At 41.5% G+C, this 24,456-nt stretch carries 22 protein-coding genes, 2 tRNA genes, 2 rRNA genes and 2 pseudogenes; 22 read left to right on the top strand and 6 right to left on the bottom strand.

Annotated features, from left to right (window positions below; all coding sequences use genetic code 11):
* Positions 1 to 10 precede the first annotated feature (10 nt).
* From rrf (PRIP_RS14990) to PRIP_RS14970, 5 genes are all read left to right on the top strand, one after another.
* Positions 11 to 127, top strand: a 5S ribosomal RNA gene (gene rrf, locus PRIP_RS14990).
* Between the two features lie 9 nt (positions 128 to 136).
* Positions 137 to 209 (top strand) — tRNA-Asn (locus PRIP_RS14985).
* A 46-nt stretch (positions 210 to 255) separates the two neighbouring features.
* Positions 256 to 328: transfer RNA gene (locus PRIP_RS14980), tRNA-Thr, on the top strand.
* A gap of 16 nt (positions 329 to 344) precedes the next feature.
* A 5S ribosomal RNA gene (gene rrf / locus PRIP_RS14975) occupies positions 345 to 460 on the top strand.
* A gap of 65 nt (positions 461 to 525) precedes the next feature.
* A complete protein-coding gene (locus tag PRIP_RS14970) occupies positions 526 to 1,614 on the top strand; it encodes a winged helix DNA-binding domain-containing protein (protein WP_036102210.1) in 1,089 nt (362 codons plus the stop codon).
* A 61-nt stretch (positions 1,615 to 1,675) separates the two neighbouring features.
* On the opposite strand, the gene PRIP_RS14965 is transcribed toward PRIP_RS14970, so the two are convergent.
* On the bottom strand, positions 1,676 to 2,569 hold the full coding sequence (locus tag PRIP_RS14965; protein ID WP_036102208.1) for an acetamidase/formamidase family protein: 894 nt from the start codon (positions 2,567 to 2,569) through the stop codon (positions 1,676 to 1,678).
* A gap of 321 nt (positions 2,570 to 2,890) precedes the next feature.
* Between PRIP_RS14965 and PRIP_RS14960 the strand changes: the two genes are divergently transcribed.
* The 6 genes from PRIP_RS14960 (at position 2,891) to rpsI (ending at position 7,183) form a co-directional block, all read left to right on the top strand.
* Positions 2,891 to 3,730: an energy-coupling factor ABC transporter ATP-binding protein gene (locus tag PRIP_RS14960; protein WP_036102207.1), complete on the top strand. Its 840-nt coding sequence runs from the start codon at positions 2,891 to 2,893 to the stop codon at positions 3,728 to 3,730.
* Complete coding sequence (locus tag PRIP_RS14955; RefSeq protein WP_036102205.1) at positions 3,706 to 4,578, top strand: energy-coupling factor ABC transporter ATP-binding protein; 873 nt, start codon at positions 3,706 to 3,708, stop codon at positions 4,576 to 4,578. The genes PRIP_RS14960 and PRIP_RS14955 overlap by 25 nt, the downstream gene beginning before the upstream one ends.
* A complete protein-coding gene (locus PRIP_RS14950) occupies positions 4,575 to 5,372 on the top strand; it encodes an energy-coupling factor transporter transmembrane component T family protein (RefSeq protein WP_036102197.1) in 798 nt (265 codons plus the stop codon). Before PRIP_RS14955 ends, PRIP_RS14950 begins: the two co-directional genes overlap by 4 nt.
* Before the next feature lie 14 nt (positions 5,373 to 5,386).
* The gene (truA, locus tag PRIP_RS14945) at positions 5,387 to 6,127 is read left to right on the top strand and encodes a tRNA pseudouridine(38-40) synthase TruA (RefSeq protein ID WP_036102195.1); all 741 of its coding nucleotides are present in this window, start codon (positions 5,387 to 5,389) and stop codon (positions 6,125 to 6,127) included.
* A gap of 203 nt (positions 6,128 to 6,330) precedes the next feature.
* Positions 6,331 to 6,768, top strand: a complete 438-nt coding sequence (gene rplM / locus PRIP_RS14940; protein ID WP_036084217.1) for a 50S ribosomal protein L13 — start codon at positions 6,331 to 6,333, stop codon at positions 6,766 to 6,768.
* 22 nt (positions 6,769 to 6,790) lie between these two features.
* Positions 6,791 to 7,183 (top strand): 30S ribosomal protein S9, encoded by a 393-nt coding sequence (rpsI, locus tag PRIP_RS14935; RefSeq protein WP_036084215.1) that lies wholly within the window; start codon positions 6,791 to 6,793, stop codon positions 7,181 to 7,183.
* A gap of 279 nt (positions 7,184 to 7,462) precedes the next feature.
* Here rpsI and PRIP_RS14930 read toward each other — a convergent pair whose 3' ends face one another.
* Positions 7,463 to 8,479 (bottom strand): tagatose-bisphosphate aldolase, encoded by a 1,017-nt coding sequence (locus tag PRIP_RS14930; protein WP_036102192.1) that lies wholly within the window; start codon positions 8,477 to 8,479, stop codon positions 7,463 to 7,465.
* 231 nt (positions 8,480 to 8,710) lie between these two features.
* Between PRIP_RS14930 and PRIP_RS14925 the strand changes: the two genes are divergently transcribed.
* Positions 8,711 to 9,880, top strand: coding sequence for a serine hydrolase domain-containing protein (locus PRIP_RS14925; protein WP_036102189.1), 1,170 nt, complete (start codon positions 8,711 to 8,713; stop codon positions 9,878 to 9,880).
* A gap of 48 nt (positions 9,881 to 9,928) precedes the next feature.
* On the opposite strand, the gene PRIP_RS14920 is transcribed toward PRIP_RS14925, so the two are convergent.
* Positions 9,929 to 10,852 (bottom strand): ABC transporter substrate-binding protein, encoded by a 924-nt coding sequence (locus PRIP_RS14920; protein WP_036102187.1) that lies wholly within the window; start codon positions 10,850 to 10,852, stop codon positions 9,929 to 9,931.
* Positions 10,853 to 10,997: 145 nt separating this feature from the next.
* Positions 10,998 to 11,643 (bottom strand): annotated as a pseudogene (gene cbpA / locus PRIP_RS14915) (cyclic di-AMP binding protein CbpA).
* Positions 11,644 to 11,818: 175 nt separating this feature from the next.
* On the opposite strand from cbpA, the gene PRIP_RS14910 reads away from it, so the two are divergent.
* On the top strand, positions 11,819 to 12,130 hold the full coding sequence (locus PRIP_RS14910) for an antibiotic biosynthesis monooxygenase (RefSeq protein WP_036102185.1): 312 nt from the start codon (positions 11,819 to 11,821) through the stop codon (positions 12,128 to 12,130).
* Between the two features lie 518 nt (positions 12,131 to 12,648).
* On the opposite strand, the gene PRIP_RS14905 is transcribed toward PRIP_RS14910, so the two are convergent.
* Positions 12,649 to 13,989 (bottom strand): MATE family efflux transporter, encoded by a 1,341-nt coding sequence (locus PRIP_RS14905; protein WP_036102183.1) that lies wholly within the window; start codon positions 13,987 to 13,989, stop codon positions 12,649 to 12,651.
* 144 nt (positions 13,990 to 14,133) lie between these two features.
* On the bottom strand, positions 14,134 to 14,715 hold the full coding sequence (locus PRIP_RS14900) for a TetR/AcrR family transcriptional regulator (protein ID WP_036102182.1): 582 nt from the start codon (positions 14,713 to 14,715) through the stop codon (positions 14,134 to 14,136).
* Between the two features lie 166 nt (positions 14,716 to 14,881).
* On the opposite strand from PRIP_RS14900, the gene PRIP_RS14895 reads away from it, so the two are divergent.
* The 9 genes and pseudogenes from PRIP_RS14895 to PRIP_RS14860 all read left to right on the top strand — a co-directional run.
* Positions 14,882 to 15,643, top strand: a complete 762-nt coding sequence (locus PRIP_RS14895) for an SDR family oxidoreductase (RefSeq protein ID WP_036102181.1) — start codon at positions 14,882 to 14,884, stop codon at positions 15,641 to 15,643.
* 117 nt (positions 15,644 to 15,760) lie between these two features.
* Entirely contained in the window at positions 15,761 to 16,228 is a 468-nt protein-coding gene (locus tag PRIP_RS14890) for a MarR family winged helix-turn-helix transcriptional regulator (protein WP_036102180.1), read from the top strand.
* 8 nt (positions 16,229 to 16,236) lie between these two features.
* On the top strand, positions 16,237 to 17,961 hold the full coding sequence (locus PRIP_RS14885; protein WP_036102178.1) for an ABC transporter ATP-binding protein: 1,725 nt from the start codon (positions 16,237 to 16,239) through the stop codon (positions 17,959 to 17,961).
* Positions 17,958 to 19,784: an ABC transporter ATP-binding protein gene (locus PRIP_RS14880; RefSeq protein ID WP_036102176.1), complete on the top strand. Its 1,827-nt coding sequence runs from the start codon at positions 17,958 to 17,960 to the stop codon at positions 19,782 to 19,784. The genes PRIP_RS14885 and PRIP_RS14880 overlap by 4 nt, the downstream gene beginning before the upstream one ends.
* A 483-nt stretch (positions 19,785 to 20,267) precedes the next feature.
* The gene (locus tag PRIP_RS14875; protein ID WP_052008977.1) at positions 20,268 to 20,948 is read left to right on the top strand and encodes a L,D-transpeptidase family protein; all 681 of its coding nucleotides are present in this window, start codon (positions 20,268 to 20,270) and stop codon (positions 20,946 to 20,948) included.
* A gap of 136 nt (positions 20,949 to 21,084) precedes the next feature.
* A complete protein-coding gene (locus tag PRIP_RS14870) occupies positions 21,085 to 22,158 on the top strand; it encodes a M6 family metalloprotease domain-containing protein (protein ID WP_052008976.1) in 1,074 nt (357 codons plus the stop codon).
* The gene (locus PRIP_RS16505; RefSeq protein ID WP_052008975.1) at positions 22,139 to 22,720 is read left to right on the top strand and encodes an Ig-like domain-containing protein; all 582 of its coding nucleotides are present in this window, start codon (positions 22,139 to 22,141) and stop codon (positions 22,718 to 22,720) included. Before PRIP_RS14870 ends, PRIP_RS16505 begins: the two co-directional genes overlap by 20 nt.
* Positions 22,721 to 22,817: 97 nt before the next feature.
* On the top strand, positions 22,818 to 23,489 hold the full coding sequence (locus PRIP_RS14865) for a MarR family winged helix-turn-helix transcriptional regulator (protein ID WP_077913046.1): 672 nt from the start codon (positions 22,818 to 22,820) through the stop codon (positions 23,487 to 23,489).
* A 267-nt stretch (positions 23,490 to 23,756) separates the two neighbouring features.
* Positions 23,757 to 24,456: pseudogene (locus PRIP_RS14860) on the top strand (hypothetical protein); the annotation flags it as partial.

Raw genomic sequence — 24,456 nt, 5'->3', positions numbered from 1 at the left:
TATCACATTGTCTGGTGATGATGGCGAAGAGGTCACACCCGTTCCCCATCCCGAACACGGAAGTTAAGCTTTTCAGCGCCGATGGTAGTAGGGGGCTTCCCCCTGTGAGAGTAGGTCGTCGCCGGGCAATGATTATTCCACAGTAGCTCAGTTGGTAGAGCAATCGGCTGTTAACCGATCGGTCGCAAGTTCGAGTCTTGCCTGTGGAGCCTTATTTTTATTTGTGCAGGTTTTTTTCAGAATACTTGAGTTGTTGCTTCCATAGCTCAGTAGGTAGAGCACTTCCATGGTAAGGAAGAGGTCACCAGTTCAAGCCTGGTTGGGAGCTTAATTGAATGCATTTGTCTAGTGATTATGGCGAGAAGGTCACACCCGTTCCCATCCCGAACACGGAAGTTAAGCTTCTCAGCGTCAATGGTAGTTAGGGGCTTCCCCTTGTGAGAGTAGAACGTTGCTGGGCAAATGAATTATAATAGTCTATGAATCTTGATGATTTGTAGGCTATTTTTGTTATGGGGGACTAGGATGAGAGATTTGAGTAATGTTGGTATTAGGAATATTCGAATTGCGAAGTCAGGATTGATAGATGGATTTGATTCTGTGGAGGCATGTGCGAAAAAGTTGATCGGGATTCAGGCGCAGTATCAGCAGTTCGGTGAGATTAGTTTGTTTCATCGGGTGTCATCAGGGGTGACTTTGGACGGGTTGAATCGGGTGTACGCAGATGGTGGGCTTATAAAGTTGTGGGGGCAACGGACGACGGTGCATTTGTATGGTGTTGATGAATGGGAAAGTTTGAATGCGATTTATGCGCCGAGACGGACCTGGGTTAGGAAACATTGTGAGGAGCTTGGTGTTGATTTAGATGATGTGTTGGGTAAGATTGATAGGTTGGCGCGGACGAAGCGTTATGTTAGGAAGGATGAGATTGCTGCGCTACTTGGAGAACAGGCCAAAAAATTGATGACGTGGGGTGGAGTTTTGATTGAGGCTTCTTTGACAGGTGGGATTTATGCGGTTCCTGAACGGCCTAAGACGCTATTTTATGCGCATCGGAAGTGGATTTCGAATGAGTCGGTGGATAGTTGGACGGGGGATTGTGTCGGGGCAATGGAGGACTTTTTGTATCGGTATTTTGCTTGTTATGGACCGGCGACTTTGGCGGATTTTAGGCATTGGAGTGGGTTGCCGAATTATGTGTTTATGGAGGCTTTTCGAGGGAACGAGGAGCGTTTGGAGCGCTTTGATGTGAATGGAAAACAATATTATTTGCCAGTTGGGGATGTGGATTTGGCAAGGCAGGATGTTGTTTCTGATGTGAAATTGTTAGGGAAATTTGATCCTTTGTTTGTGAGTTTTGCGGATAAGGGGTGGTTTGTAGATTTAAAGTATGAGCGGGAAATTTGGCGGACTGCGGGGCATATTGAAGCCGTGATTTTGATTGACGGGGAGATTAGAGGGACGTGGCGATATGTGATTAAGGGGCAGAACATTGCGTTTACTTGTTATTTGTTTGAGCGCTTATCCGTGAGTGATAAGAAACGGGTAAAGATGGAGGCGGAACGCTTGGCGAGATTTCTTGAAAAAGAGTTGCAAACTGTTTCTTTTGAATAAAAATAAAACACAATCATTACACGAAAACGGGAAGGTTTGTGTAGTAATTGTGTTTAAGTGGTTATAAGAACGGATTCTCAGACCAGTAGTGTAATGGTAGTTCCATACGGGCTACTTTGGTCTTGTTGTTGACTTGGCTGATTCGTAAATCGCCAGCTAGTGATAGTAGCATGATAGCTTCTGAACGCAATGTGTGTGTTGTTGCTGTTAGGAGTTGTGTCATATTGCGAGTTGCTATGATGCTTGCTTCGTCAAGTGTTGGCGCGGATGCGATGGTGATAATTTTATCTTCGCAGATAAGGCTTGGTGTCGGCCATTGTTTATTTTTGACGACTTGTAAGCGTACGGTTACTTGGCTTGGAATGCTAGCACCGGAAAAAGATACTTCGCCGTCTGCTAGCGCTATGTGTATGTTGCCAAGTGCTAAGAGGGCGCCAGAGACATTAACGGGAAGGAATAGTGTTGTGCCTTCTTTTATGTCTTGGGAGCCAATGTTACCACCGTGTGTGTCTGAGAGGCTACATGGGACGGACAATCCAGATGGTGCTGTTCCAATGATGCCAATTCTTTTTTTGATGGGAATTGCCATTTTCTTTGAAAAAATAAGTTTGTTGTTAACAATTGGGAGGTGGCGGACGACGTGTTCTTCTAGCTCATCGCCAATTAAGCCAAGTCCTGGAGCGGTAAGGATTGTTGCATGCCCCATTATTTGAATTTTCTCTATTGTAACAGCCAAAATATCACCAGGTTCTGCTTCGTTAACAAAAATTGGACCTGCCGCTGGATGCATTTCTTTCCAATTGAGGAGGTTTAGTGGCTGATTTTCGGATTTAATTTGATTGTTAAAGCAATCAGGTGTGTTGATTGTTATTACAGCGCCATTATCGACTCTCATGCTTGGGTTCGTGTTTTTATCCATTGCATAAATTACGTGTTGTTCTGTCACAGGATGCATTAAAATATTCTCCTTTCTTTAGTAGTTGTGTTTCTTGAAGTAACAATGAATAATAAGATTATTAAGTGTACTTTGATAAAGTATAGCATCTCTGGAAATCGAAGTACATGGACATATTGTGAACAGTTTTTGCTGAAATGTTTGATTTTGGAGCTTCTTTTATGCTGTTGCATGGATGCTGAAAGTTTGTAGCTATGGTGTGTTGATTTTTACGTAACTTGGCTTATAATTTGGATGGAAGAAATCTTTCTTTGCGTGGGGTCTTTTTTTATACTATAATGAAGCAGAGAAGTAGGAACGTGTGAGAGTGAGGTGTGCGTGATGTCGAATGACTTTGTGAAATTGGATCACGTGAGTTATAAATATGAAGATGCGCCAGATTTTGCGGTGAAGGATGTTTCTTTCACGGTGGAAAAAGGAGAATGGCTTGCAATTGTTGGGCACAATGGTTCTGGTAAGTCGACGATTGCAAAATTGCTGAACGGTTTGTTGTTTCCAACGGACGGAATGGTGAAAATTGGTCATTTTAAATTAGGGGAAAAAACAATTTGGGATATTAGAAAGCAAGTTGGTATGGTTTTTCAAAATCCTGATAATCAGTTTGTTGGTGCGACAGTGCAGGATGATGTGGCATTTGGCTTGGAGAATCATGGTGTCCCGCATGAGCTTATGGTGGAGCGTGTTGAAAGAGCACTTGATGAGGTTGGGATGAAGAAATATGCATTACATGAGCCATCGCGCCTTTCGGGTGGACAAAAACAGCGTGTAGCGATTGCTGGGGTGCTTGCATTGCAACCAGATGTTATTATATTGGATGAGGCAACTTCAATGCTTGACCCGCGTGGCAGGGCTGAGGTGATGGAGACGATTCGAGTGATGCGGGAACGCGAGGCGATTACGGTCATTTCGATTACGCATGATTTGGATGAAGTGGTTTTGGCGGATCGAGTGATTGTAATGAATCAGGGAACGCGCCACTTAGAAGGAACGCCGAAAGAAATTTTTGAACAGGCGCAAGAGATGCGAAGAATTGGTTTAGGTGTGCCGTTTATTATGTCATTACAGGAAAAAATAGAACTTGCCGGAATTCCGCTTGCGGACCGAAGCTTGGTGGAAGGGGCACTGATGGAGCAATTATGGACATTACATTTGAACAAGTAGGTTATTGTTATCAAAAAAATTCACCCTTTGAGACTCGGGCACTTCAAGATGTCAATGTTTCGCTTGATTCGGGAAGCTATACGGCGATTATTGGTCACACTGGTTCGGGAAAGTCTACGCTGTTGCAGCATTTAAATGCACTGTTAACTCCGACAGAAGGGGTTGTAACGTTAGGAGGCCGTGTAATCAAAGCTGGCGAAAAGCAAAAAGGATTACGCGATATTCGTAAACGAGTTGGCATTGTATTTCAATTCCCGGAGGCGCAATTATTTGAAGAAACGGTGGAAAAAGATATTTGTTTTGGGCCGCTTAATTTTGGTGTGTCAGAGGAAGAAGCGAAGGCAAGAGCTCGCCAAGTCATTGTTGAAGTGGGTTTAACAGAGGAGATTTTGATGCGTTCGCCGTTTGAACTTTCTGGTGGTCAAATGCGTCGCGTGGCGATTGCTGGCGTTTTGGCGATGGATCCGGAGGTTTTGGTGTTGGATGAACCGACTGCGGGGCTTGACCCGAACGGACGCCATGAAATTATGGAAATGTTTGCGAACTTGCACAAGTCAAAAGGACTCACAACGGTGTTGGTAACGCATAGCATGGAAGATGCCGCGACATATGCCGAAAAAATTGTCTTGATGAAAGGTGGAACGGTGGAAAAAATTGCTACTCCACGTGAAACTTTTAGTAATCCTGATAAATTAACGGAACTCGGGCTTTCGGTTCCAGACGTGGTACATTTTCAACGACGATTTGAACAGCGGTTTGCGGTGACTTTAGGGAAGACGTGTTTGACAATTGATGAATTAGTAGGTGAAATGGTGCCGCTTCTTGGGAAGGGCGTGGCTGGAGGATGATGGATAAGATGATTCTCGGCCGCTTTATTCCCGGGGAGTCATGGCTACACCGGTTAGATCCTCGTGCCAAAATTACTGCTGTGATGTATTTTATCGTGATTGTGTTTTTGGCGAATAATTGGGTGACGTATGCGCTGCTGTTTGTTTTTGTACTCAGCTTGTTGTTTGCATCGCGTGTGCCTTTCATGTTTTTTATAAAAGGATTGCAGCCAGTGTTTTGGTTGATTATTTTGACGCTGTTATTGCAAGTTTTTTTTACGCAAGGTGGGACAACTTATTTTGAGTGGGGACCGATTCACATCACCAGCCTTGGATTGATGAACGGGGCGATGATTTTTGCGCGTTTTGTGTTGATTATTTTTATGACGACATTACTTACGCTTACGACAAGCCCGATTGAGTTGACTGATGGAATTGAAAGTATGCTAGCATTATTGCGCTATGTTCGCTTTCCGGTCCATGAATTGGCGTTAATGCTAAGTATTGCGCTACGTTTTATTCCAACATTAATGGATGAAACTGAAAAAATTATGAAGGCGCAGAAAGCCCGTGGTGTGGAATTTTCGAGTGGTCCGATTAAGGAACGGATGAAGGCTATTGTGCCACTACTCGTGCCATTGTTTATCAGTGCTTTTAAACGGGCAGAGGATTTAGCGATAGCCATGGAAGCGCGCGGTTATCGTGGCGGTAAAGGCCGAACAAAATTCAGACTGCTATCATGGCGCTTTTCAGATACGTTTTTGTTAGTGATGATGCTCATTGTTACGGCGTTGTTATTCTGGCTACGGACATAAGTGAGGTATGGAAAATGAAACGATTTAAGGCGATAATTCAATATGACGGTACGGATTTTGTAGGTTATCAAATTCAGCCAAACGGACGTACGGTACAAGAAGAAATCGAAAAAGCGCTACAACGCATGCATAAAGGAACGCCTATCAAAATCGTGGGTTCTGGTCGCACGGATACAGGAGTTCATGCAAAAGGGCAAGTCATTCATTTCGATTCGCCGCTTCTTATTCCACCTGATAAATATCGTAAGGCATTGCAAACATATACGCCTTACGATATTAGTTTTGTTTCGGTGGAGGAAGTGGTATCGGATTTCCATGCGCGATTCGGTACAACTGGGAAGGAATATCGTTATTTTGTGAATCGTTCGCCGGTTTTTGATCCCTTTGCACGGCGTTTTGCGCTACATTATCCATTTGCTTTAGATATAGCGAAGATGCGTGAAGCGGCGGATGTATTGACGGGAGAACATGATTTTACTAGTTTTTGCGCGGCAGGTTCTGGTCGGGAAGACAAAGTGCGGACAATTTATGCGATTGATATAATAGAAGACGGCGATACATTGACGTTTTCTTTTAAAGGAAATGGCTTTTTATACAACATGGTGCGGATTTTAGTTGGGACATTGCTAGACGTTGGTAATAGACGTCTAAGTATCGCGCAAGTGAAAGAAAATTTAGAAGCGCAAGATCGGACAAAAGGTGCCAAAACCGCTTCACCGCAAGGCCTGTTTTTGTGGGAAGTTTACTACGATTAGTATTTTGAAATTTTTTTTCTTAATCGCATTGACTTTTGCGTGTAAAAACTGTATTATTGACTATGGTATTGTTTGCCCCACAATAAGCCCCGGAAAGTTTGTTGTGTTGAATAGAACAATGAAAATGTAAAGATCGAAAAGCGGATTGTGGGCTATGGAACGGTTTACAGATCGCATTTTTCTTAAATTTAGGAGGGAAAATTATGCGTACAACTTATATGGCAAAACCAGGCGAAGTAGAACGTAAATGGTATGTTATTGACGCAGAGGGTGTTTCACTTGGTCGTTTATCTAGTGAAGTCGCTTCAATCTTGCGTGGTAAAACAAAGCCACAATTTACTCCTCATGTTGATACTGGGGACTTCGTAATTATTATTAATGCAGGTAAAGTTGGTTTAACTGGTAAGAAAGCAACTGACAAAATCTACTACCGTCACTCTCAATATCCAGGCGGTTTGAAATCACGTACAGCGGGTGACCTACGTACGAACAATCCTGAGAGACTAATCGAACTTTCTGTAAAAGGAATGCTTCCAAAGAACTCGCTAGGACGTCAACTATTCAAAAAATTACACGTTTATGGTGGTGCTGAGCACGAACATGCTGCGCAACAACCAGAAGTGTATCAATTACGCGGATAATTAGAAGAGGAGGGAAAGCAAAGTGGCTCAAGTACAATATTATGGAACAGGTCGTCGTAAAAGCTCAGTAGCTCGTGTACGTTTAGTACCAGGCGATGGCAAAGTTGTTATTAACAATAGAGATTGGGAAGATTACATTCCATTCGCGGCTCTTCGCGAAGTTATTAAACAACCTTTAGTTGCAACAGAAACTTTAGGTAACTACGATGTATTAGTAAACGTACATGGTGGTGGTTACACTGGTCAAGCTGGAGCAATCCGTCACGGTATTTCACGTGCATTGCTACAAGTAGCACCAGACTACCGTTCTCCACTAAAACGCGCAGGTCTATTAACTCGTGACCCACGTATGAAAGAACGTAAGAAACCAGGACTTAAAGGCGCTCGTCGTGCACCTCAGTTCTCAAAACGTTAATATTTACAAATCAAAAATGCCTTTTCTCACTTGTGGGAAAAGGCATTTTTTCGGTCTGATTATGAAAAATCACGAAATCACCATTTCTAGTAGCTGAAAGCGTTATCTGCAAGCGAAATACCTCAAAACGTTCACGCTTTATCCATAGTAAAAAAAGAATAGCTATCTTATAATATAGCTAACGAAGTAAGTTGCTAACTACAACGAATTGAACTTTTAAGAGGGTTCAAAAAAAACAGAACTAGCGGAAACTAGTTCTGTTTTTCATACTGCTCTGGATTAATGCTTTTCTACAACGTGTATGTCTTCAAATGAGCCGTATTTTGACCACCAAGGGGAAGCACCGGTGTTTAATAGTTCGTCCAAGGAAGTGATGTTTTCTTTGCCCTGTGTGCGCAACCATTCGCGCAATGCGTCGTCACCTTGTTTGCCGTATACTTCAATACCATCTTTCCATGTTGCACGCCCGCAAAGTACGCCGCTATATTGTACGTTATGCTCATTGGCAAATGCGATTGTTTTATGGAAAAGTTCGGCCGTTACGCCAGCGCTTAAATAAATGAATGGAAGCGGACTTAAATCGGAACATTCTTCAAAATGGCGTCCAGCTTCTTCTTTCGTATAAACGGTTTCGCCTTCTGCAAAGCCTTCTACATATTTAAAGTTAACAGGAACTTCTAGTTTAAGTACATCCACGCCATAACGTGGTTTAGAGAATTCTTTAATGGATGCTTTAACTTTCGCAGGTTTCAGTTTGGCATATTCTGCGCTTGCTGAATCTGTTACTGTAGCATCGTACGTAATTGGCTCAAGGAAGAACGGAATATCTACTTCGCGGCACTCTGCACCGATACGCTCTAAGAACGCATATTTGATTTCATTGATTTCAGCAGGTTCGTCTGGATCATAGTACACCAAAATTTTCACTGCATCGCCGCCATTTTCTTTAATGCGTAAAGCAGATAAGTCAGCAATTAAATCTGGTAATTTACCAGGAGTTGTTGCATCATATCCTGTTTTTTCATAAGAAGTTAGCAACCCACAATTCTCATGACGTGCTTTAATTGCAGGAGTACCGTACTGAATATCTAAAAGAATAGCCGATGCGTAAGGCGTTAACTCTTCGGAAACGAGTTGTTTGAAGTCTTCTACGTCTTTATCGCTCTCAGAACCTTTTGCTTCTTGAATCATTTTCTTTAAAGAACCGCGTTGGTCAATTGCGAGCGCTGCGATAATACCTTTATCATTGGAAAGTCTTTGTAAACCATCAAATTTACCTTTTGTGATTTGTACCATAACTCTAATCTCCTTCTTTCTCTTATTTCTTTTTGTGCATACGTAATAATGATACCCTGTTAAAATGCGGTATAAACTTGGATGTAGCTATATTCTAACACCAAATTTGTCATATACAAAATATTAATTTGCAAATCGAGCGAAAATCGACTACTATAGTTGTTATATACTATTCAATTGGGGAATTGTGTGGGGGGTAAGCGAGCAATATTTTAGAAATGAGGATAATACATGGCAATTCCAAAAACAAGTCGCTCCTCCAAACGGCGCAAAAAACGAAAACGTGATTTTTATGTTGGTGTAGTTTTGATTTTTTTATTGTTGGCAAGTATTTTTATTGTTGTGAAATGGATCACACCAGAGGATTTGGAGAATAAGTCAGCGGCAACCGAAAAGAAGACGACGAATAAGCCTCCAGCAAAAGCTCCTGCGAAACCTTCAGAGCCAAAAACGAAGACCATAGTAGCAAATGAAGAAATTAATAATTATTTAGAAAGTATCGGATTTAGTGGCACGGCATTGGTTTATCGAGAAGGCAAAATTGTGCTGAATAAAGGTTATGGGCTTGCGAACCGAGAGAAGGATATTGCGAATACGCCGGACACGGTCTACTATATCGGTTCTTCTCAGAAAGCACTGATTGCAACGGCGATTTTGCAGTTGGAAGAGCGCGGGAAACTGCAAGTCTCTGATCCAGTATCACATTATTTGCCAGATTTTCCGAATGGCAACACAATTACATTGAAAAACTTATTAAATCATACGTCGGGTATTGTCGGTCACACGGAAGAAAACGCGAAGATTAGTCCAGCTGAATTGGTGAAAGATATTGAGGCGCAAGGCATTAAGCGGCAGCCAGGTAAATGGGATTATCAAGATTCGAATTATAGTGTTTTAGGCTATATTGTCGAACAATTAAGTGGTGAGAAATTAATTAATTACCTGCAAAACAATATTTTCAAACCTGCGGGGATGACACATTCGGGTATGTATACGACATTTGATAAGGAGAAAGAGCCGTCAGTAGGTTACAGTATGAAGAAAGATGGTACGTATAAAACGCCGTACTTGCCTGACTTATCTCAGCTTTATGGTTGTGGTGATATGTATATGTCGGCAACAGATATGTATTTATTTGACCGAGCTTTGTCAGGTCGCAAACTGATTAATGATACGAGTTTTGAGAAGATGTTTACAGCTGGAAGTTCTTCGGGTTACGGTATGGGTTTTTATGCTGACCCAGGGAGTTATAATAGCCATGGTGTGCTAAGTGGTTGGAATGTGTCGAATAGCTTTAGCCATAGTGGCAAGACATGTGTTGTGCTACTTTCTAACATCCAAAATAATATAAAATCATTCGGCAAAGTGAATAATCATATTTATGAGTTGCTGAATCATTAAAAAACAGGATTTACTACGTTCAGGGGCGCAGTAAATCCTGTTTTGTTGTTATTTCTTCGTGATTTTATCGATAGCGTCTTGCATTTGGTATTCCCTAGATGGCGCTGTGTAGTTGCTCCATTTATCATTATCGACAAGATAGACATGGCCTGCTTTAACAGCTGGGATGTCTTTCCAAATGGTTGAAAGCAATGTGCTAACGTCGTCTGTGGTTTTACCTTCTGGAGTTAAAATAAAGAATTGATCTGCATCGCTAACATAGGCGGGAACTGCTTCAGTTGAGATGGCTTTTGTTTCGGTATTCTTTTTAGCGGCTTCGGTTGGTGTGAAACCAGCGTCGTATAGACCACCGAATACGATTGGGTCATGGATATACGTTTCTTTGCCCCAGAATTGGACAACAGCGGCTTTTTGATTTTCAATGCCGTCTTTTTTCAACGTTGCTTTAGCTTCTTCGGTTTCTTTCGCGTATTTCTCTTGGTATGTTTTTTCAGCATCTTTGGCATTTACTAGATTGGCGACGTCTGTTAATTGTTCATCTGGTGTTACGCCAAATTTAGTTGTGTAAACGGGTGCGATTTTTTCCAAATTAGTCAACATGTCTTTTTGATAATCGGAGATGATGATTAAATCTGGTTTTAATGCTGCGATTTTTTCGATATTTGGTTTGTCACCACCGATATTTTCTACACCTTTTAAGAAGTCAGGATAAATCCCCATGTAGTAATCTGTTGTTGCAACTGGTTTAATATCCAACGCGTAAAGTTCGCCAGCGTTCTGAATCGCTACGATTTTCTTCGGTGTTGCTGGAACTTCTACTTTGCGATCAAGTGCATCTGTTAGTGTGCGTGCTTTATCTTCTTGTTTCGCCTCGTCATCGCTTGAACTATTTGAACCGCCACCACATGCAGCCAGTGCCAAGCCTAATGTTAGAACAACGAGAAGAAGTGCCGTGAATTTTTTCTTTTTCATCCGTAAACCTCCTGTAATTGAAAACTATTCTCAATAAGATAATTATAGATGTAAACGAATGAATATTCAAGAGGTTTTTAAAAACATTTTTCGAGTAGGGAAAATGCAATGAAAAAAGCTGGATAAAAACATCCAGCTTGCTGCTTTATTTCTTTGGTAATTTCAGATGCTCGACTTCGATGACACGTAGGCCTTTACGTTCCAAATTCGAAACAATACTATTCTTGTCTTCCTCGGAAATACCAGCTGGAAGTGTTACAAGAACGCGGCGAATGTAGTCTTCTGCTTGCGAGTCCATTGTGATTAAGCTGGCGATTGTTGTGTGTTTGTCGATGATTTTCGTGATTTTTGTTAAAGAACCTGGAACTTCGCCGGTAGCAATTGTCAGCACGTAGCTTCCTGAATCGACATTCCAAGCATCTTGTAGCACACCAAGCAATTTACCATGCGTTAAAATACCGTAAAATTCGCCTTGGTCGTTAATAACCGCGATATATGGTAGTTCTTTTATAGTGAAGAAAACTTCGAAAAAAGAAGAATTAATGCTAATAAATTTCGTTTGGTTTTTAATAAGACTTGTTACAGGTTCGCTAAGGCTTCCGCCGTTTGCTGCGTGGCGATAAATATGCATTTTGTAGATGTTCCCGATAAACTTCTCGCCTCTATCATCTAACACAGGGATGCAACGGTAACCTGACTGCTCTAAAATATCAAGTGTTTCTTTAAGTGCTTGCAGTCTCAGTAATGGTCGTTAAGTTGATTTTTGGGATGCAGAGGTTTTTAATTAACATATTTTAAGTCACTCCAATCTATTTTTTATAGGATATGTCACCTTCATTCTAACTCAAAATGCCATATTTGTATAGAAAATGCTGTATTAAATAGTTGACAATGAGAAGGCGTATCAATTAGAATAAAGAAAACATAATTGATAATGATTATCAGTTAAGGAGAGTGGGTGGCGTTATGCATATTGAAACAGTGAGTATTGAGTTTGAAACGAGTAATAAGGAGAAAATGTTGCAATCTGTCGCGCATCATCGCGAAGAAATGTCTGAGTTTGAAGGCTTTTTAGGGTATGAAGTTTGGCTGAAAGAAGGAATGAGCAAGTCGACGGTAATGAACGTGTCACGCTGGGCGTCCAAGGAGGAGTTTACAGTCTGGATGAAGCAGCACCGTGACTTTCATCGGGAAATGAAACGAACAGGCGGTGGGGGCGGTTCTGAGCTTGTAGTCACTCGTCAAACCGGTTCGTATGACATGATTGAAGTGAATTAACAAGAGGTTGGAACAAAACGCAAGATAAAGCAAAACCGCCGAGCCATTTACTTTGGGTAAGACGAAAAATTTTGCTTTACACAAATCGAGCGAAAGCGTTTGAATTCAGGGGTTTTGGAAAGGAATAACCGTTGACGTTGTTCACGCTTATATTGGGACTGTAACTCAGTGCTTCGAACAGTCGGAGAGGATTAACCACTCTCTTTGTTCGTGCTTATATTGGGACTGTAACTCAGTACTTCGAACAGTCCCAACAAAGCGGAGCGTACTGGTGTATGTGATGACTGAAAGCAGGGAGGGAGTTGTATCCCCGACCATGCGAGAAGTTAAGCGTAGCTTTAGTGTAGCAGAACCGCTTGGAACTCGCCGTCTGAATCCTGATGGAACGCCTACTCGTAAATTCGTAGGCATATTGAGGCTGTAACTCGGTTTCTTCGAACAGCCTCAACAATGCGAGCGCTTGTCGCCGATTTATTTGGGTTATGCCCCAGGCTCTTTCATGCACCCAGCAAAAGACGTTATAAAACCGATTTTAGCGACCAGACTTTCGAGCGCCACCTATAAACCATGAGGCATCCGCGGAGACCTTCGTCAATAATATAGGCCAGCCAAACGCCGACAAGCCCCATACCTGCTGTAATTCCAAGCGCATAGGAGAATGGGAGGCTGACAATCCACATAACGATAATCCCGACAATGAACGGGAAACGCACGTCTCCAGTCGAATTTAAACTGCTAATAATGATAATATTCGTGGATCTACCAATTTCTAAAAAGATTGATAGTAAGAAAAGTTGTTTTGTCATTGCGATAATGTTCTCATTGGATGTAAATAAATGCATAATCGGTTCTGAGAAAATATAGATCAAAATACTTACAGTAACGGCAATAATTAAACCAATTCGCCAACTACGGAAACCTTGTTTATAAGCACGATCTACTTCTTTTGCACCAACCGCGCGGCCAATAATGATTTGTGAGGCTTGACCAATAGAAATCGCGAATAAGGCGACGAATTGGCTGACGGTGGAGGCATATACTTTTGTGGTCAGGGCATCGGTTCCCATTAAGGCAATGATTGCCGTAACAATGAGCTGTGAGCCAGCGTAAGACATGTTTTCTCCGGCCGAAGGAAGCCCCAACCGCAAAATGGAATACATCGTTCGACGCGATAAATCCTTGAACTTATGCCATTGAAAACGATAATCGACATGGCGATGCAATAACCAAATCGATAAAAAGATGGCGACTATATTCCCAACCACCGTTGCAATACCAACGCCTGTCACGCCTAAATCCAAATAGGAAAGCGGTCCGTATAAAACAAGATAATTACCAATTACTGTGATGAGTCCAGCCACAACTGGAATATACATTGCTTGGCGAACATGTCCATGGGTCCGTAAAATCGGCATAATAGCATACGGAATTGCGGTTAAAATCGAAGTCCCCCCGATAATTTCTAAAAATGGTGTGCCAACTTCTACTAAATGTGGATTAAGTCCCATCCATGTCAAAAATTGGGTGGATAAAAACAGGAAGATAAGACTTACAATAGCGCCAATAACAACCGAGAATACAATCCCATTCGTAATAACTTGTTCAATCAAACCGTGTTTCCGAGCGCCAATCATTTGCGCCACTAAAATCTGCACACCAACACTAATGAAGGCAAACATAATCACTGAAATCACCAAAATCTGATTGGCAACCCCAGTCGCTGCAACGGCATCATCTGAATAGTGCCCCAACATAAAAACCGTAACATAACTGATCATCACCCGCAAAAACTGTTCAATAAAAATTGGCCATGCTAGTGAAAATAAGCTTAATTTTGTTGTTGTTTGACTTTTTTCCATAGGACCCGCTCCTTTCCATAAAGCGATTAATAAACCGTGATGTTAATGGAATCTGGGTATCTCCATCATAATAACTCTATTATAAGGTAGGGCTTAGTTAAAAGTATAGACGAATCAGTAAATGATACCGAACTGTAACAAATACTAAAAAGTAAATGAAGTATCGGCATGGATAATCTGAAGTAATTGCTCAGACATGTACGCCGGTGAGTAGGCAAAATCATGCTGTACCCAGTATACAATTAGGCCGAAGATAGCGTGGGCTTGATAGCTCGCATGAAGTTCGGGATTGGCTGGTGATTTTTGCAAGACGGTGAAGAAGTCTCGCAGAGCAATTCGGCGAATCACGTCGCAGAGCTGGTTTTGAAATCCAGGCTGCAATTTATTTTGAATGGCATGCTTATAGAATAATTGATGTGCATAGACGTGATCGAAAATTTTGACCATAGACGGGGTGAGGGTTTCTACGGAGAAATGCTCTTTTTTTGTATAAGGATCTTGATAGGCTATTTCAAGGCTTAGCAGTACGTTTGAAATGATTTCGTTCAGCAAATCTTCTTTTTCTTGGTAATGTTTGTAAAAGGTGCCACGATTGACGTCTGCACGGGTAACAATATCTGTGACGGTAATTTTCTTGAAGTCTTTTTCATCGAGAAGTGTCAATAGGGCGTTTGCGAACGATGCTTTCGTTTTTTTGATACGACGATCAGCTTTAGGCAGATTCATTTTTTTCACGTCCTTTTTTGAAGTTAGTATACATATACCGCAAAAGTGATGCTAAATCAACAAAAAGCGCTTTCATTGCTGATTGAAAGGCACTATTTAGAGGGCTATACTATGAGGCATAGGATAATTGTATCCTTGCGCAATGAATTTGAAGGAGGAGTAAATCATGAGTAAATTAGCTGGAAAAGTAGCAGTAATAACTGGTGCAGCATCTGGAATGGGTCGTCAAATCGCGGAAATTTACGCAAAAGAAGGCGCGAAAGTGGTTGTCGCAGATATTCAATTAGAAGAAGCGCAAAAAACTGTTGACGAAATTAAAGCGAACAATGGGGAAGCCTTAGCAGTCGTTGCGAATGTAATGAAAGAAGAAGATGTCCAAGCGATGATTGATAAAGCCGTAGAAACTTACGGAACACTTGATATACTAGTAAATAATGCGGGAATTATGGATAATTTCGTTCCTGCAGGAGAAGTAACAGATGAACTGTGGGATCGTGTTTTTGCGATTAATACAACGGGTGTTATGCGGATAACACGAAAAGCAATTAGCATTTTTGAAAAACAAGGACATGGTGTGATAGTAAATATCGCATCTGCTGGTGGCTTATTTGGTTCACGCGCCGGCGCAGCGTACACAGCTTCCAAACATGCTGTTGTTGGTTTTACGAAGAACGTTGGATTCCAATACGCAAACAAAAATATTCGTTGTAACGCGATTGCGCCAGGGGCCGTTAATACAAATATCGGAACGACAATCTACGCACCAGATAAATTCGGTCAAGAGCGGGCGATGATTGGTATGGGTACAAATCCACGTGTCGGTGAAGCTTCGGAAATCGCGAAAGTCGCTTTATTCTTAGGTTCAAATGATTCTAGTTTCGTGAATGGTACAGTAATAACAGCGGATGCAGGTTGGACAGCGTATTAATGATAATATAATGAGCAGCTTCTGGCAGTAAATGCTGGGAGCTGTTTTTGCTTGACTTTATAGGTAGAAAGAATATACTTAATTAAGTAAACTAAATAAAAAGGGAGGCTAGAGGTTGTGCATAATCCAGAGGAAGATTTAGGTCAATCGGTTGTAAGAGCATTTGCCAACTTTAAACGAGCAGAAATGCAAAATTTTAAAGTGCCTGGTTTAAAGCGTTCCGAGACACGTTTCCTATTTATGTTACACCATGGCTTGCGGCGCCATAAGCACGATCTTGGTATGAAAGTAGCAGATGTAACAGCTATCTTAAGAGTGTCCAAACCGAGCGTGACACAGCAGATGAACGCTTTGGAAGAAAGAGGCTTTATCATTCGTACCCAAGATCCAGAGGACAAAAGAGCCGCATATATTCAGCTTACAGCGCGGGGAGAAGAAGTAGTAGCGAAAATAATCGAAACTTTTCACAAGAATTTTGAGGATATGACCTCTTTTTTGGGTAAAGAAGAAATGGAGAGATTAATTGCGCTACTCGACAAGCTTACAGAATATCTCAACAAAAAAGCTGAGAGCAAGGAGGTATAAGCAACATTATGATGAAATTGTTGAAGCGAATGGGTGCCTATAAATGGGGCATAGTACTAGTTCTAGTACTGACATTTCTGCAAGTTATCGGCCAGCTTTATTTACCAACATTGATGGCAGATATTATCGACAAAGGTGTGGCAGTAGGTGATACAGACTACATATGGAAAGTAGGCTTACAAATGCTACTGATATCAGGTGCGTCAGGTCTGTTATCTGTTATCATTGTGTACTATGCATCGCACATTTCGATGGGATTCGGTCGCGATTTACGTGATGGAATTTTTAGCCGAGTGGAGAATTTTTCGTTGCAGGAATTCGATAAGGTCGGAACGGCGTCATTAATTACGCGTTCTACAAATGATGTTGTACAAATTCAAAACGTGTTGTACATGATGTTACGTATGATGGTGATGGCACCGATTATGTTAATTGGTGGCGTGATTATGGCAGTCGGTAAAGATGCCAAGCTGTCACTTATTTTTGTGGTGGTATTGCCGATTTTGCTACTTCTAGTGGTATTACTTGGTGGTAAAGCAATGCCGATGTTTAAATCGCTACAAAAGAAAATGGATAAGCTAAATCGTGTTATCCGGGAAGGTTTGACGGGGATTCGTGTTATTCGCGCATTTAACCGTGGTGATGATGAGCTTAAGAAATTCGACGCATCCAATGAGGATTATGCAAAAACAGCGATTGGCGTTAACAGACTGCTTTCGTTAATGAGCCCGATGATGATGCTAATCATGAATTTGACAACAATCGCCATTATATGGATTGGTGCTAAATTCGTTGGTGATGGAAGTATGCAAGTCGGTGATTTGATGGCGTTTATTCAATATGCCACACAAATCATGATTGCCTTTATGATGGTTTCTGCGGTATTCATTATGATTCCGCGTGCTGCAGCGTCAGCAGAACGTATCAATGAAGTTTTGGAAATGGATACTGAAATTCATGATCCTAAAGATGCCAAAGATGCGAAAGCGCCAGTGACATTGGAATTTGACAGAGCGTCATTCCTTTATGAAGGTGCCGAAAAAGCTGTTATTGAGGATATTTCTTTTAAAGCAAGTGCTGGCGAGACGATTGCAATCATTGGTAGTACGGGAGCTGGGAAATCAACATTGATTAATATGATTCCGCGCTTTTACGATGTGGCTACTGGAGCTGTTCGTGTCAATGGAATTGATGTGAAGGAAATGACACAGGCTGATTTACGAATGAAAGTCGGTCTCGTACCTCAAAAAGCAATGCTATTTACAGGTGACATTGCGGAAAATATGCGTTACGGAAATGAAGATGCAACCGATGAGGAAATCTGGGCTGGACTGCGCACCGCACAAGCTGAAGACTTTGTTTCCAAAATGGCGGACGGCATACACAGTCGTGTGGAGCAAGGCGGGAACAATTTCTCTGGTGGGCAAAAACAACGATTAGCCATCGCGCGTGCCTTAATTCGCAAACCGCAAATCTATATTTTTGACGATAGTTTTTCTGCGCTTGATTTTAAAACGGACTCGTTATTGCGAGCTGCTTTGAAACCAGAAACAAGTGATGCGATTACGATTATTGTAGCGCAACGTATCACATCTGTAGTGGATTCTGACCAGATTATCGTACTTAATGAAGGTAAAATTGCCGGCATTGGTACACATGATGAACTAAAAGAAAATAATACAATCTATCAAGAAATTATGAGGTCACAACTGTCAGAGGAGGAGATAGCATGAGTCCAGGACCAGGATCAGGTGGACACGGCGGAAGAGCAGTAATTCCGACCGCTAAACCAAAAGATTTTAAAAAGTCCCTGTTTCGTTTGTTAGGTTACATGAAACCGCGCGCTATCTCGCTTTTTGCAGTGCTGATTCTCGCGATTTTGTCAACGATATTCAATATTTTTAGCCCGAAAGAACTCGGAAAAGCGACCACCGAAATTTTCAAAGGTGTAATGACGCCAGCCGGAATTAACTATGATAAGATTTTCGATATTTTATTTATTGTTTTGATGCTTTATTTGGGTAGTTCGTTGTTTAGCTTCTTGCAACAATATGTGATGTCAAGTGTGGCACAACGGACGGTTTATGATATGCGTAAGGAATTGAAAGAGAAGATGGCGCGCTTGCCGCTTCGCTATTACGATACGCGTTCAAACGGTGATATCCTAAGTCGTGCAGTAAATGACATGGATAATATCGCCAACACCTTACAACAAGCGTTAACGCAAGCAATTACAGCGATTGTACAAATTGTCGGCGTCTTAATCATGATGCTAACTATTAGTTGGCAGATGACGCTAATCGTTGTGGCAACAGTGCCGTTAAGTATTATACTTGTAATGATTGTAGCCAGCCGCTCACAAAAATACTTCGGTGCCCAACAAAAAAATCTCGGCGTTCTAAACGATCATGTCGAAGAAACGTTTGGCGGACATACGATTATTAAAGCGTTTGGACAAGAGAAGAAGACGCTTGCGACTTTTGATGTTGTAAATAAAGATTACTATACGGCAGCTAAAAAAGCCCAGTTTATTTCAGGGATTATGATGCCATTAATGCAATTTGTTGGTAACTTAGGTTATGTAGCAGTCTGTGTCGGTGGTGGTATTTTTGTAACGAATGGTACGCTACAAGTTGGGGATATTCAAGCATTTACGCAATATGTGCAACTGTTCTCCCAACCGATTTCTAGTGTTGCCAATATCTCGAATATCATTCAATCAACGATGGCTTCTGCGGAACGTATTTTCGAAGTGTTAGATGAGAAGGAAGAAGCAGATGTGATTCCAGAAGTTATCGAACACCGCGATGCAGAGCAAGATCGTATCGTTTTCGACCACGTGAAATTCGGCTATACTCCTGATAAACCGTTAATGCACGATTTGAATATCGATGTGAAGGAAGGTCAAATGGTTGCGATTGTAGGGCCAACAGGTGCTGGTAAAACAACGATTATTAACTTGTTGATGCGTTTTTATGACGTGGATGGCGGTAGTATTCGTCTCGGCGGAGTGGATACACGTGACATGACGAAGAATGGTGTCCGTGATAAATTCGGAATGGTACTTCAAGATACATGGTTATTTAATGGTACGATTGCAGAAAATATTGCGTACGGTCGCGATGGTGCAACAACGGAAGAAGTTATCGAAGCCGCAAAAGCAGCCTATGCAGATGATTTCATTCGACGTTTACCAGAAGGCTATGATACCGTGCTTAATGAAGAAGGCTCTAACATTTCTCAAGGGCAAAAACAATTGCTTACGATTGCGCGTGCGATTTTGTCGGATCCAAGCATTTTGATTTTGGACGAAGCGACATCAAGCGTTGATACGCGTACAGAGTTAAATATTCAATTAGCAATGGGGAACTTGATGGAAGGGCGCACAAGCTTTGTTATTGCCCACCGTCTATCAACGATTCGCGATGCTGATTTAATTCTAGTAATGAATCACGGAAATGTTATTGAACAAGGCACACATAAAGAATTGCTTGACGAACATGGCTTCTATGCTGATTTGTATAACAGTCAATTCAGCGGAGACCAAGCAGTATAATAAATCAGCGTGTCGACAAACGCCCACCTCCGTCGTTAAAAGCTCCTTGCCTAGGATCTGGGCATTTGTCGACACGCTGAGGTTTGGAGACTACAATATAGTTTTTATGTAGTTCGGTTATAGTAAATAAGAAACGCTATTGGCTTTTTGGCTGGTAGTGTTTTTTTGTAAAAATAAGAAACTACGGTGAAACATCGAATAGTAGTCCGAGGTTTCGCCGTAGTTTCTTAATGTAATATGGAGCCCTTCTTCTTTGAAGGGAAGTTATCGTGCTCTTTCTGCGGCTTGCGAGAAATGGCGTTCATTGCTGGCGTTTTTAGCATTCCAATTTCTTGAGACTATTGCTCCATGCGTGGCTAGTTTGTCTGAGAAAAGTTGATTTAACATTAAAAGCAACGCCTAGATTGTATCACAAAAAATTTTAATAATGTTTGAAGCACTAAAAACGTGGAATTCTATAAAGATAGTAAGGGGGAATTTAGCGTGAAAAAAGTATTTTGGAGTATTGGCATTGTTTTTCTAGCATTCGGAGTTATTTTCGCTGTTAGTGGGAAAGCGGATGCAGCAACGAATGATGCTCAACGGTTTAAAACTGTGGGGGCGAACAAGCAGTTGATTTTAGTGACGACGCCTGGCTATAAGTCGAACAAAGCAATGATTCAGACCTTTGAGCGGGATAGTAAAGGCGTGTGGCAACGCAAGGCGCTGATGTATGGCTATATTGGCCGTGACGGTTTTGCGAAAACAATGCGGGAAACGGTAGTGGAAAGTCCTCGCGGAAAATTCTCCATTGGTACCGCATTCGGTCGTTATAACAATCCTGTAACGAAAATGCCTTATCGCAAAACATCAACACGAGATGTTTGGGTAGACGATGTGAAGTCTAAACTATACAATTCATGGCAAGTGCTGCCTGTTAACAATCGCTGGAAATCTGCTGAAAAATTGTATCAGTCTGCCTATAATTATGCGTTTGTCATCAACTATAATGCACTTAGAAAACCAGGATGGGGTTCGGCAATCTTCTTCCATGTGTCAAGCAGTTATACGATGGGTTGCACCGGGACAAGCCAAGCCAATGTAGTCAAAATTTTAAAATGGCTAGATCCTAAGAAAAAACCAGTGATTATTCAAACACCGAGAACAGAATTAAGTAGGTACTAGTATATTATGCCTTCCTTTTTAGGGGGGGGTTTTTTAATTGCTCAACTGTAATGCAGCGTTTATCATTTTTTTTAGATGGGTATTAATTACAAACGGGAGAATAGTGTATTTAGCCAAAGTTAAGGAGGAACCAATCATGCGCTTTTTTCTTAGGAGAATAGTGCTGATAGTCATGATGGCTCTATCGATATGTGTTGTAATGATAGCCACAGCAAGTTCCGCAGATACTTTAAAGGCAGCAAGTACAACCCCTGTTACGGTTAACAAATATCCAAACGGGTCATCACTACCAGTACAAACACCAGCAACTACTACGCCAAAAGTGAATGCAATGACAACGACGAATCGAGTTTTAGTTATTTTAGTAAGTTTCAAGGACAGCACAATTAAGCAAACGGAAGCTAGCTGGAATCAAAAAATATTTAGCGCAACTAGTAAATCTGTGCGGCTTTATTACGCGCAAGCAACGAACGGCAAACGGATTCTGAACCCAGCAAAAGAGACCTACGGCACAGCAAACAATGGTATCGTAAAAGTGAAACTAAATAGAAATCATCCAAGAACAGCTATCGCGATTGATACGCGAAATCAATACATCGTACGAGATGCTTTAACGGCAGCCAATCCATACGTTAATTTCGCGCAATATGACACGAATAAAAATGGTCGGATTGAAGCGAGTGAGTTGCATATTATGACCATCGTGGGAGGGCAAGAGCGAGCCTATTCTAGTGTTACGCCTTCTGTCTGGGGTCATATGTGGGGAATGGCTTTTAACATTACACCAAAATTGGACGGGAAAACTTTTCTCACATATACACAATTTGGTGAAATGCATGGCACACACATGGCAACGATTGGCGTTATTGCACATGAATTTGGACACGATTTAGGTTTGGTAGATTTATATAATACAAGCGGAACTGGAAGTGGTCTCGGAACTTTTAGCTTGATGGCTAAAGGTGCGTGGGGAATCGCGGCAGGAGATAGTTATCCAGGTCAAACGCCCATTTCACTAGACGCCTATTCCAAAATGAAAATCGGAGCTATGACTCCAAAAGTGGTGAACACAACGGTTACTTCGACACAAAAACTCTATGCTGGAAGCACCATTTTGCGAATCAATACAAGTTCTCCGAAAGAATACTTTTTAATCGAAAATCGACAGTTTATCGGTTTTGATAAGGCGCTTGCTAGTAAAGTTTTTTAAAGGCGGGCTTGCGGTTTATCGTGTGAATACGAATTACGGCGGTAACCAAACGGTCGGAAAGCAGCTGGTCACAATGCTTGAAGCGAATCAAGGCATTGCAGGCTATTCACAACTGAACAGTAGTTCAACACTGAAGTCCGATGCGCTGTATTATGTTGGCAAAGGTTCAAGAGGTAAAACACAGCAAATTTATCTGAACAACCGAACGAAACCATCGAATCGGCTAAGTAATGGTGCGTATCCTAATTTCTCATTCCGGGTTACCTCCAAACCAGGAGCAAGCATGTCAGTTGTGCTCGGTCCAGCCTATCCAGTTTCTGGGATGACGCTAAATCGTAGTGGTATCTATATCAAGAAAAACACAAGCTTCCAAATGATTGCTACAATCACTCCAAGTATTGCATCCAACAAAGGCATCAGTTGGACAACTTCTAATCCGAAAATAGCAGTAGTTGATGCAAAAGGAAGAATTACTGGAAAAGCAGTGGGAACAGCGACAATAATCGCAAAAACACATGATCGCGGTATAAAAGACACTGTGCTTATCAAAGTGATAAAATGACGATAGCTGAATAAAAGCTTGACATAATAGAAAGGTACCTTTATAATAATAAATGAAGGTACCTTTCTATTATATGAATACATTGGAGGAATTAAAAATGACAGAGAACAAATTCAATTTAATGAAACAATTTATCCAATTCAATCGCTTACTACACAGCTATCAAAACAGTAAACTTCGCAGCTTCGGCCCATTAGGAAATCCGTATAGAGGACAAGGCCGTGTCCTTGCACTTTTAAAAATGAAACCTGAAATCACGCAAAAAGAATTAGCTTTTTTGTTAGATATGCGTGGCCAATCATTGGGTGAACTATTATCAAAACTAGAACGTAGCGACTACATTACGCGTGAACCATCAGAAGCTGATCGCCGTGTGATGAATGTAAAGTTAACAGAAGCTGGCGCAGAAGTAGCGGAACAAGCGCAAGAAACTGAATATGACAGTAGTAACTTGTTTGACGTATTAAATGAAGAAGAACAAAATAATTTATATGATTATATGCAACGCGTCATAGATGAGTTAGAAAAACAATTAGCTGATATGCCAGAAGGAAACCCTGATTTCATGGACCCTCGTATGCATGGAAGACCTGGCCGTCCTAGTTTTGGACGTGAGGGCTTTGGAGGTTTCCGTCGTCGTGGTCATGGTGATCCAAGATTCGCAGAAGGACGTCCTGGTTTTGACGAAATGCGTGGCGGTATGGGACCAGAACATTTCGGCGAACATCCAATGCCAGAGCAAGATTTCGAAGACAGAGAACAAAAATAAATTTTTGTACGAAAAGAATCCTTGATAAAAGCTATATCGAGGGTTCTTTTTTGCATGAAAGCCTGCTGTTATAAATATATCTTGACGAAGTATGTGTCAAAAATGTCAAAATAAAGGCCAGCAAATGTGTAGAAAAAACATGAACGATGTATAAAAAAGCGTATAGTAATAAAGAATGCTTCGCTATACACTTAAGCTATTAGAGGGGAAATACTTGATTGATATGTGCAAAGCATGCAATCTATTATTTAGAAATGAGGAAATGAAATGTCAGAGAAACGTAATGCAGTTACTAAATGCGTCTCAGCAACGGCGACAGTACTTTTAATAAGTAGTATAATTATCTCCCCAATGAGTGAAGCACACATAGAGAAAGTGAAAGCAGTATCAACACAAGAAGCGCAAACACAAGTCATAGCGCTTGTAAACGGTGACTTTGAAAACCCTGTCGTGACAGCGAAATCTCACTGGGATGTTTTTGATGCGAATAGCGTACCCGGTTGGAGAACCACTGCGAGCGATAACCTTATTGAAATTCAAGAAAACGGCTTATCCAAAAGTAGTCCATCTATCTCAGGAAACCAATGGGCAGAATTAAATGCGAATGAAGTTAGTGCGTTATATCAAGATATCCCTACGACACCAGGCGTAAAAGTACGCTGGCAAGTATACCATAAAGGACGCTACGGGGTAGACACAGCGGTGGTTGAATTCGGAGCCCCTGATGGTCCAATGACGCAACAAGCTGAAATGGTGGATGATAAAGGGACATGGGGACTATATACAGGTGAATACACGATTCCAGAAGGCCAAACGACAACGCGCTTCCAATTCCGCTCGGTCAGTGCCGCAGGTGGAGACCCAGCAGCAGGGAATTTATTAGACAATGTCCAATTCGCGACACAATCCGTACTCGATATAGAAGGAGTTTTTGCACCAAGCCAGCACGAAGGTCAGACAAGGCGCA

Source organism: Paenilisteria riparia FSL S10-1204 (assembly GCF_000525995.1).
Taxonomy (GTDB): domain Bacteria; phylum Bacillota; class Bacilli; order Lactobacillales; family Listeriaceae; genus Listeria_A; species Listeria_A riparia.
The sequence above is the reverse complement of the archived record's forward strand: the minus strand, read 5'-3'. Positions and strand labels throughout refer to the sequence as shown.

Bases quoted from the DNA above. Each gene is read 5' to 3' on its own strand.
- PRIP_RS14970 (WP_036102210.1), top strand. From the start codon at position 526: ATGAGAGATTTGAGTAATGTTGGTATTAGGAATATTCGAATTGCGAAG.
- PRIP_RS14965 (WP_036102208.1), bottom strand. From the start codon at position 2,569: ATGCATCCTGTGACAGAACAACACGTAATTTATGCAATGGATAAAAAC.
- PRIP_RS14960 (WP_036102207.1), top strand. From the start codon at position 2,891: ATGTCGAATGACTTTGTGAAATTGGATCACGTGAGTTATAAATATGAA.
- PRIP_RS14955 (WP_036102205.1), top strand. From the start codon at position 3,706: ATGGACATTACATTTGAACAAGTAGGTTATTGTTATCAAAAAAATTCA.
- PRIP_RS14950 (WP_036102197.1), top strand. From the start codon at position 4,575: ATGATGGATAAGATGATTCTCGGCCGCTTTATTCCCGGGGAGTCATGG.
- truA (WP_036102195.1), top strand. From the start codon at position 5,387: ATGAAACGATTTAAGGCGATAATTCAATATGACGGTACGGATTTTGTA.
- rplM (WP_036084217.1), top strand. From the start codon at position 6,331: ATGCGTACAACTTATATGGCAAAACCAGGCGAAGTAGAACGTAAATGG.
- PRIP_RS14930 (WP_036102192.1), bottom strand. From the start codon at position 8,479: ATGGTACAAATCACAAAAGGTAAATTTGATGGTTTACAAAGACTTTCC.
- PRIP_RS14925 (WP_036102189.1), top strand. From the start codon at position 8,711: ATGGCAATTCCAAAAACAAGTCGCTCCTCCAAACGGCGCAAAAAACGA.
- PRIP_RS14920 (WP_036102187.1), bottom strand. From the start codon at position 10,852: ATGAAAAAGAAAAAATTCACGGCACTTCTTCTCGTTGTTCTAACATTA.
- PRIP_RS14910 (WP_036102185.1), top strand. From the start codon at position 11,819: ATGCATATTGAAACAGTGAGTATTGAGTTTGAAACGAGTAATAAGGAG.
- PRIP_RS14905 (WP_036102183.1), bottom strand. From the start codon at position 13,989: ATGGAAAAAAGTCAAACAACAACAAAATTAAGCTTATTTTCACTAGCA.
- PRIP_RS14900 (WP_036102182.1), bottom strand. From the start codon at position 14,715: ATGAATCTGCCTAAAGCTGATCGTCGTATCAAAAAAACGAAAGCATCG.
- PRIP_RS14895 (WP_036102181.1), top strand. From the start codon at position 14,882: ATGAGTAAATTAGCTGGAAAAGTAGCAGTAATAACTGGTGCAGCATCT.
- PRIP_RS14885 (WP_036102178.1), top strand. From the start codon at position 16,237: ATGATGAAATTGTTGAAGCGAATGGGTGCCTATAAATGGGGCATAGTA.
- PRIP_RS14880 (WP_036102176.1), top strand. From the start codon at position 17,958: ATGAGTCCAGGACCAGGATCAGGTGGACACGGCGGAAGAGCAGTAATT.
- PRIP_RS14870 (WP_052008976.1), top strand. From the start codon at position 21,085: ATGCGCTTTTTTCTTAGGAGAATAGTGCTGATAGTCATGATGGCTCTA.
- PRIP_RS14865 (WP_077913046.1), top strand. From the start codon at position 22,818: ATGACAGAGAACAAATTCAATTTAATGAAACAATTTATCCAATTCAAT.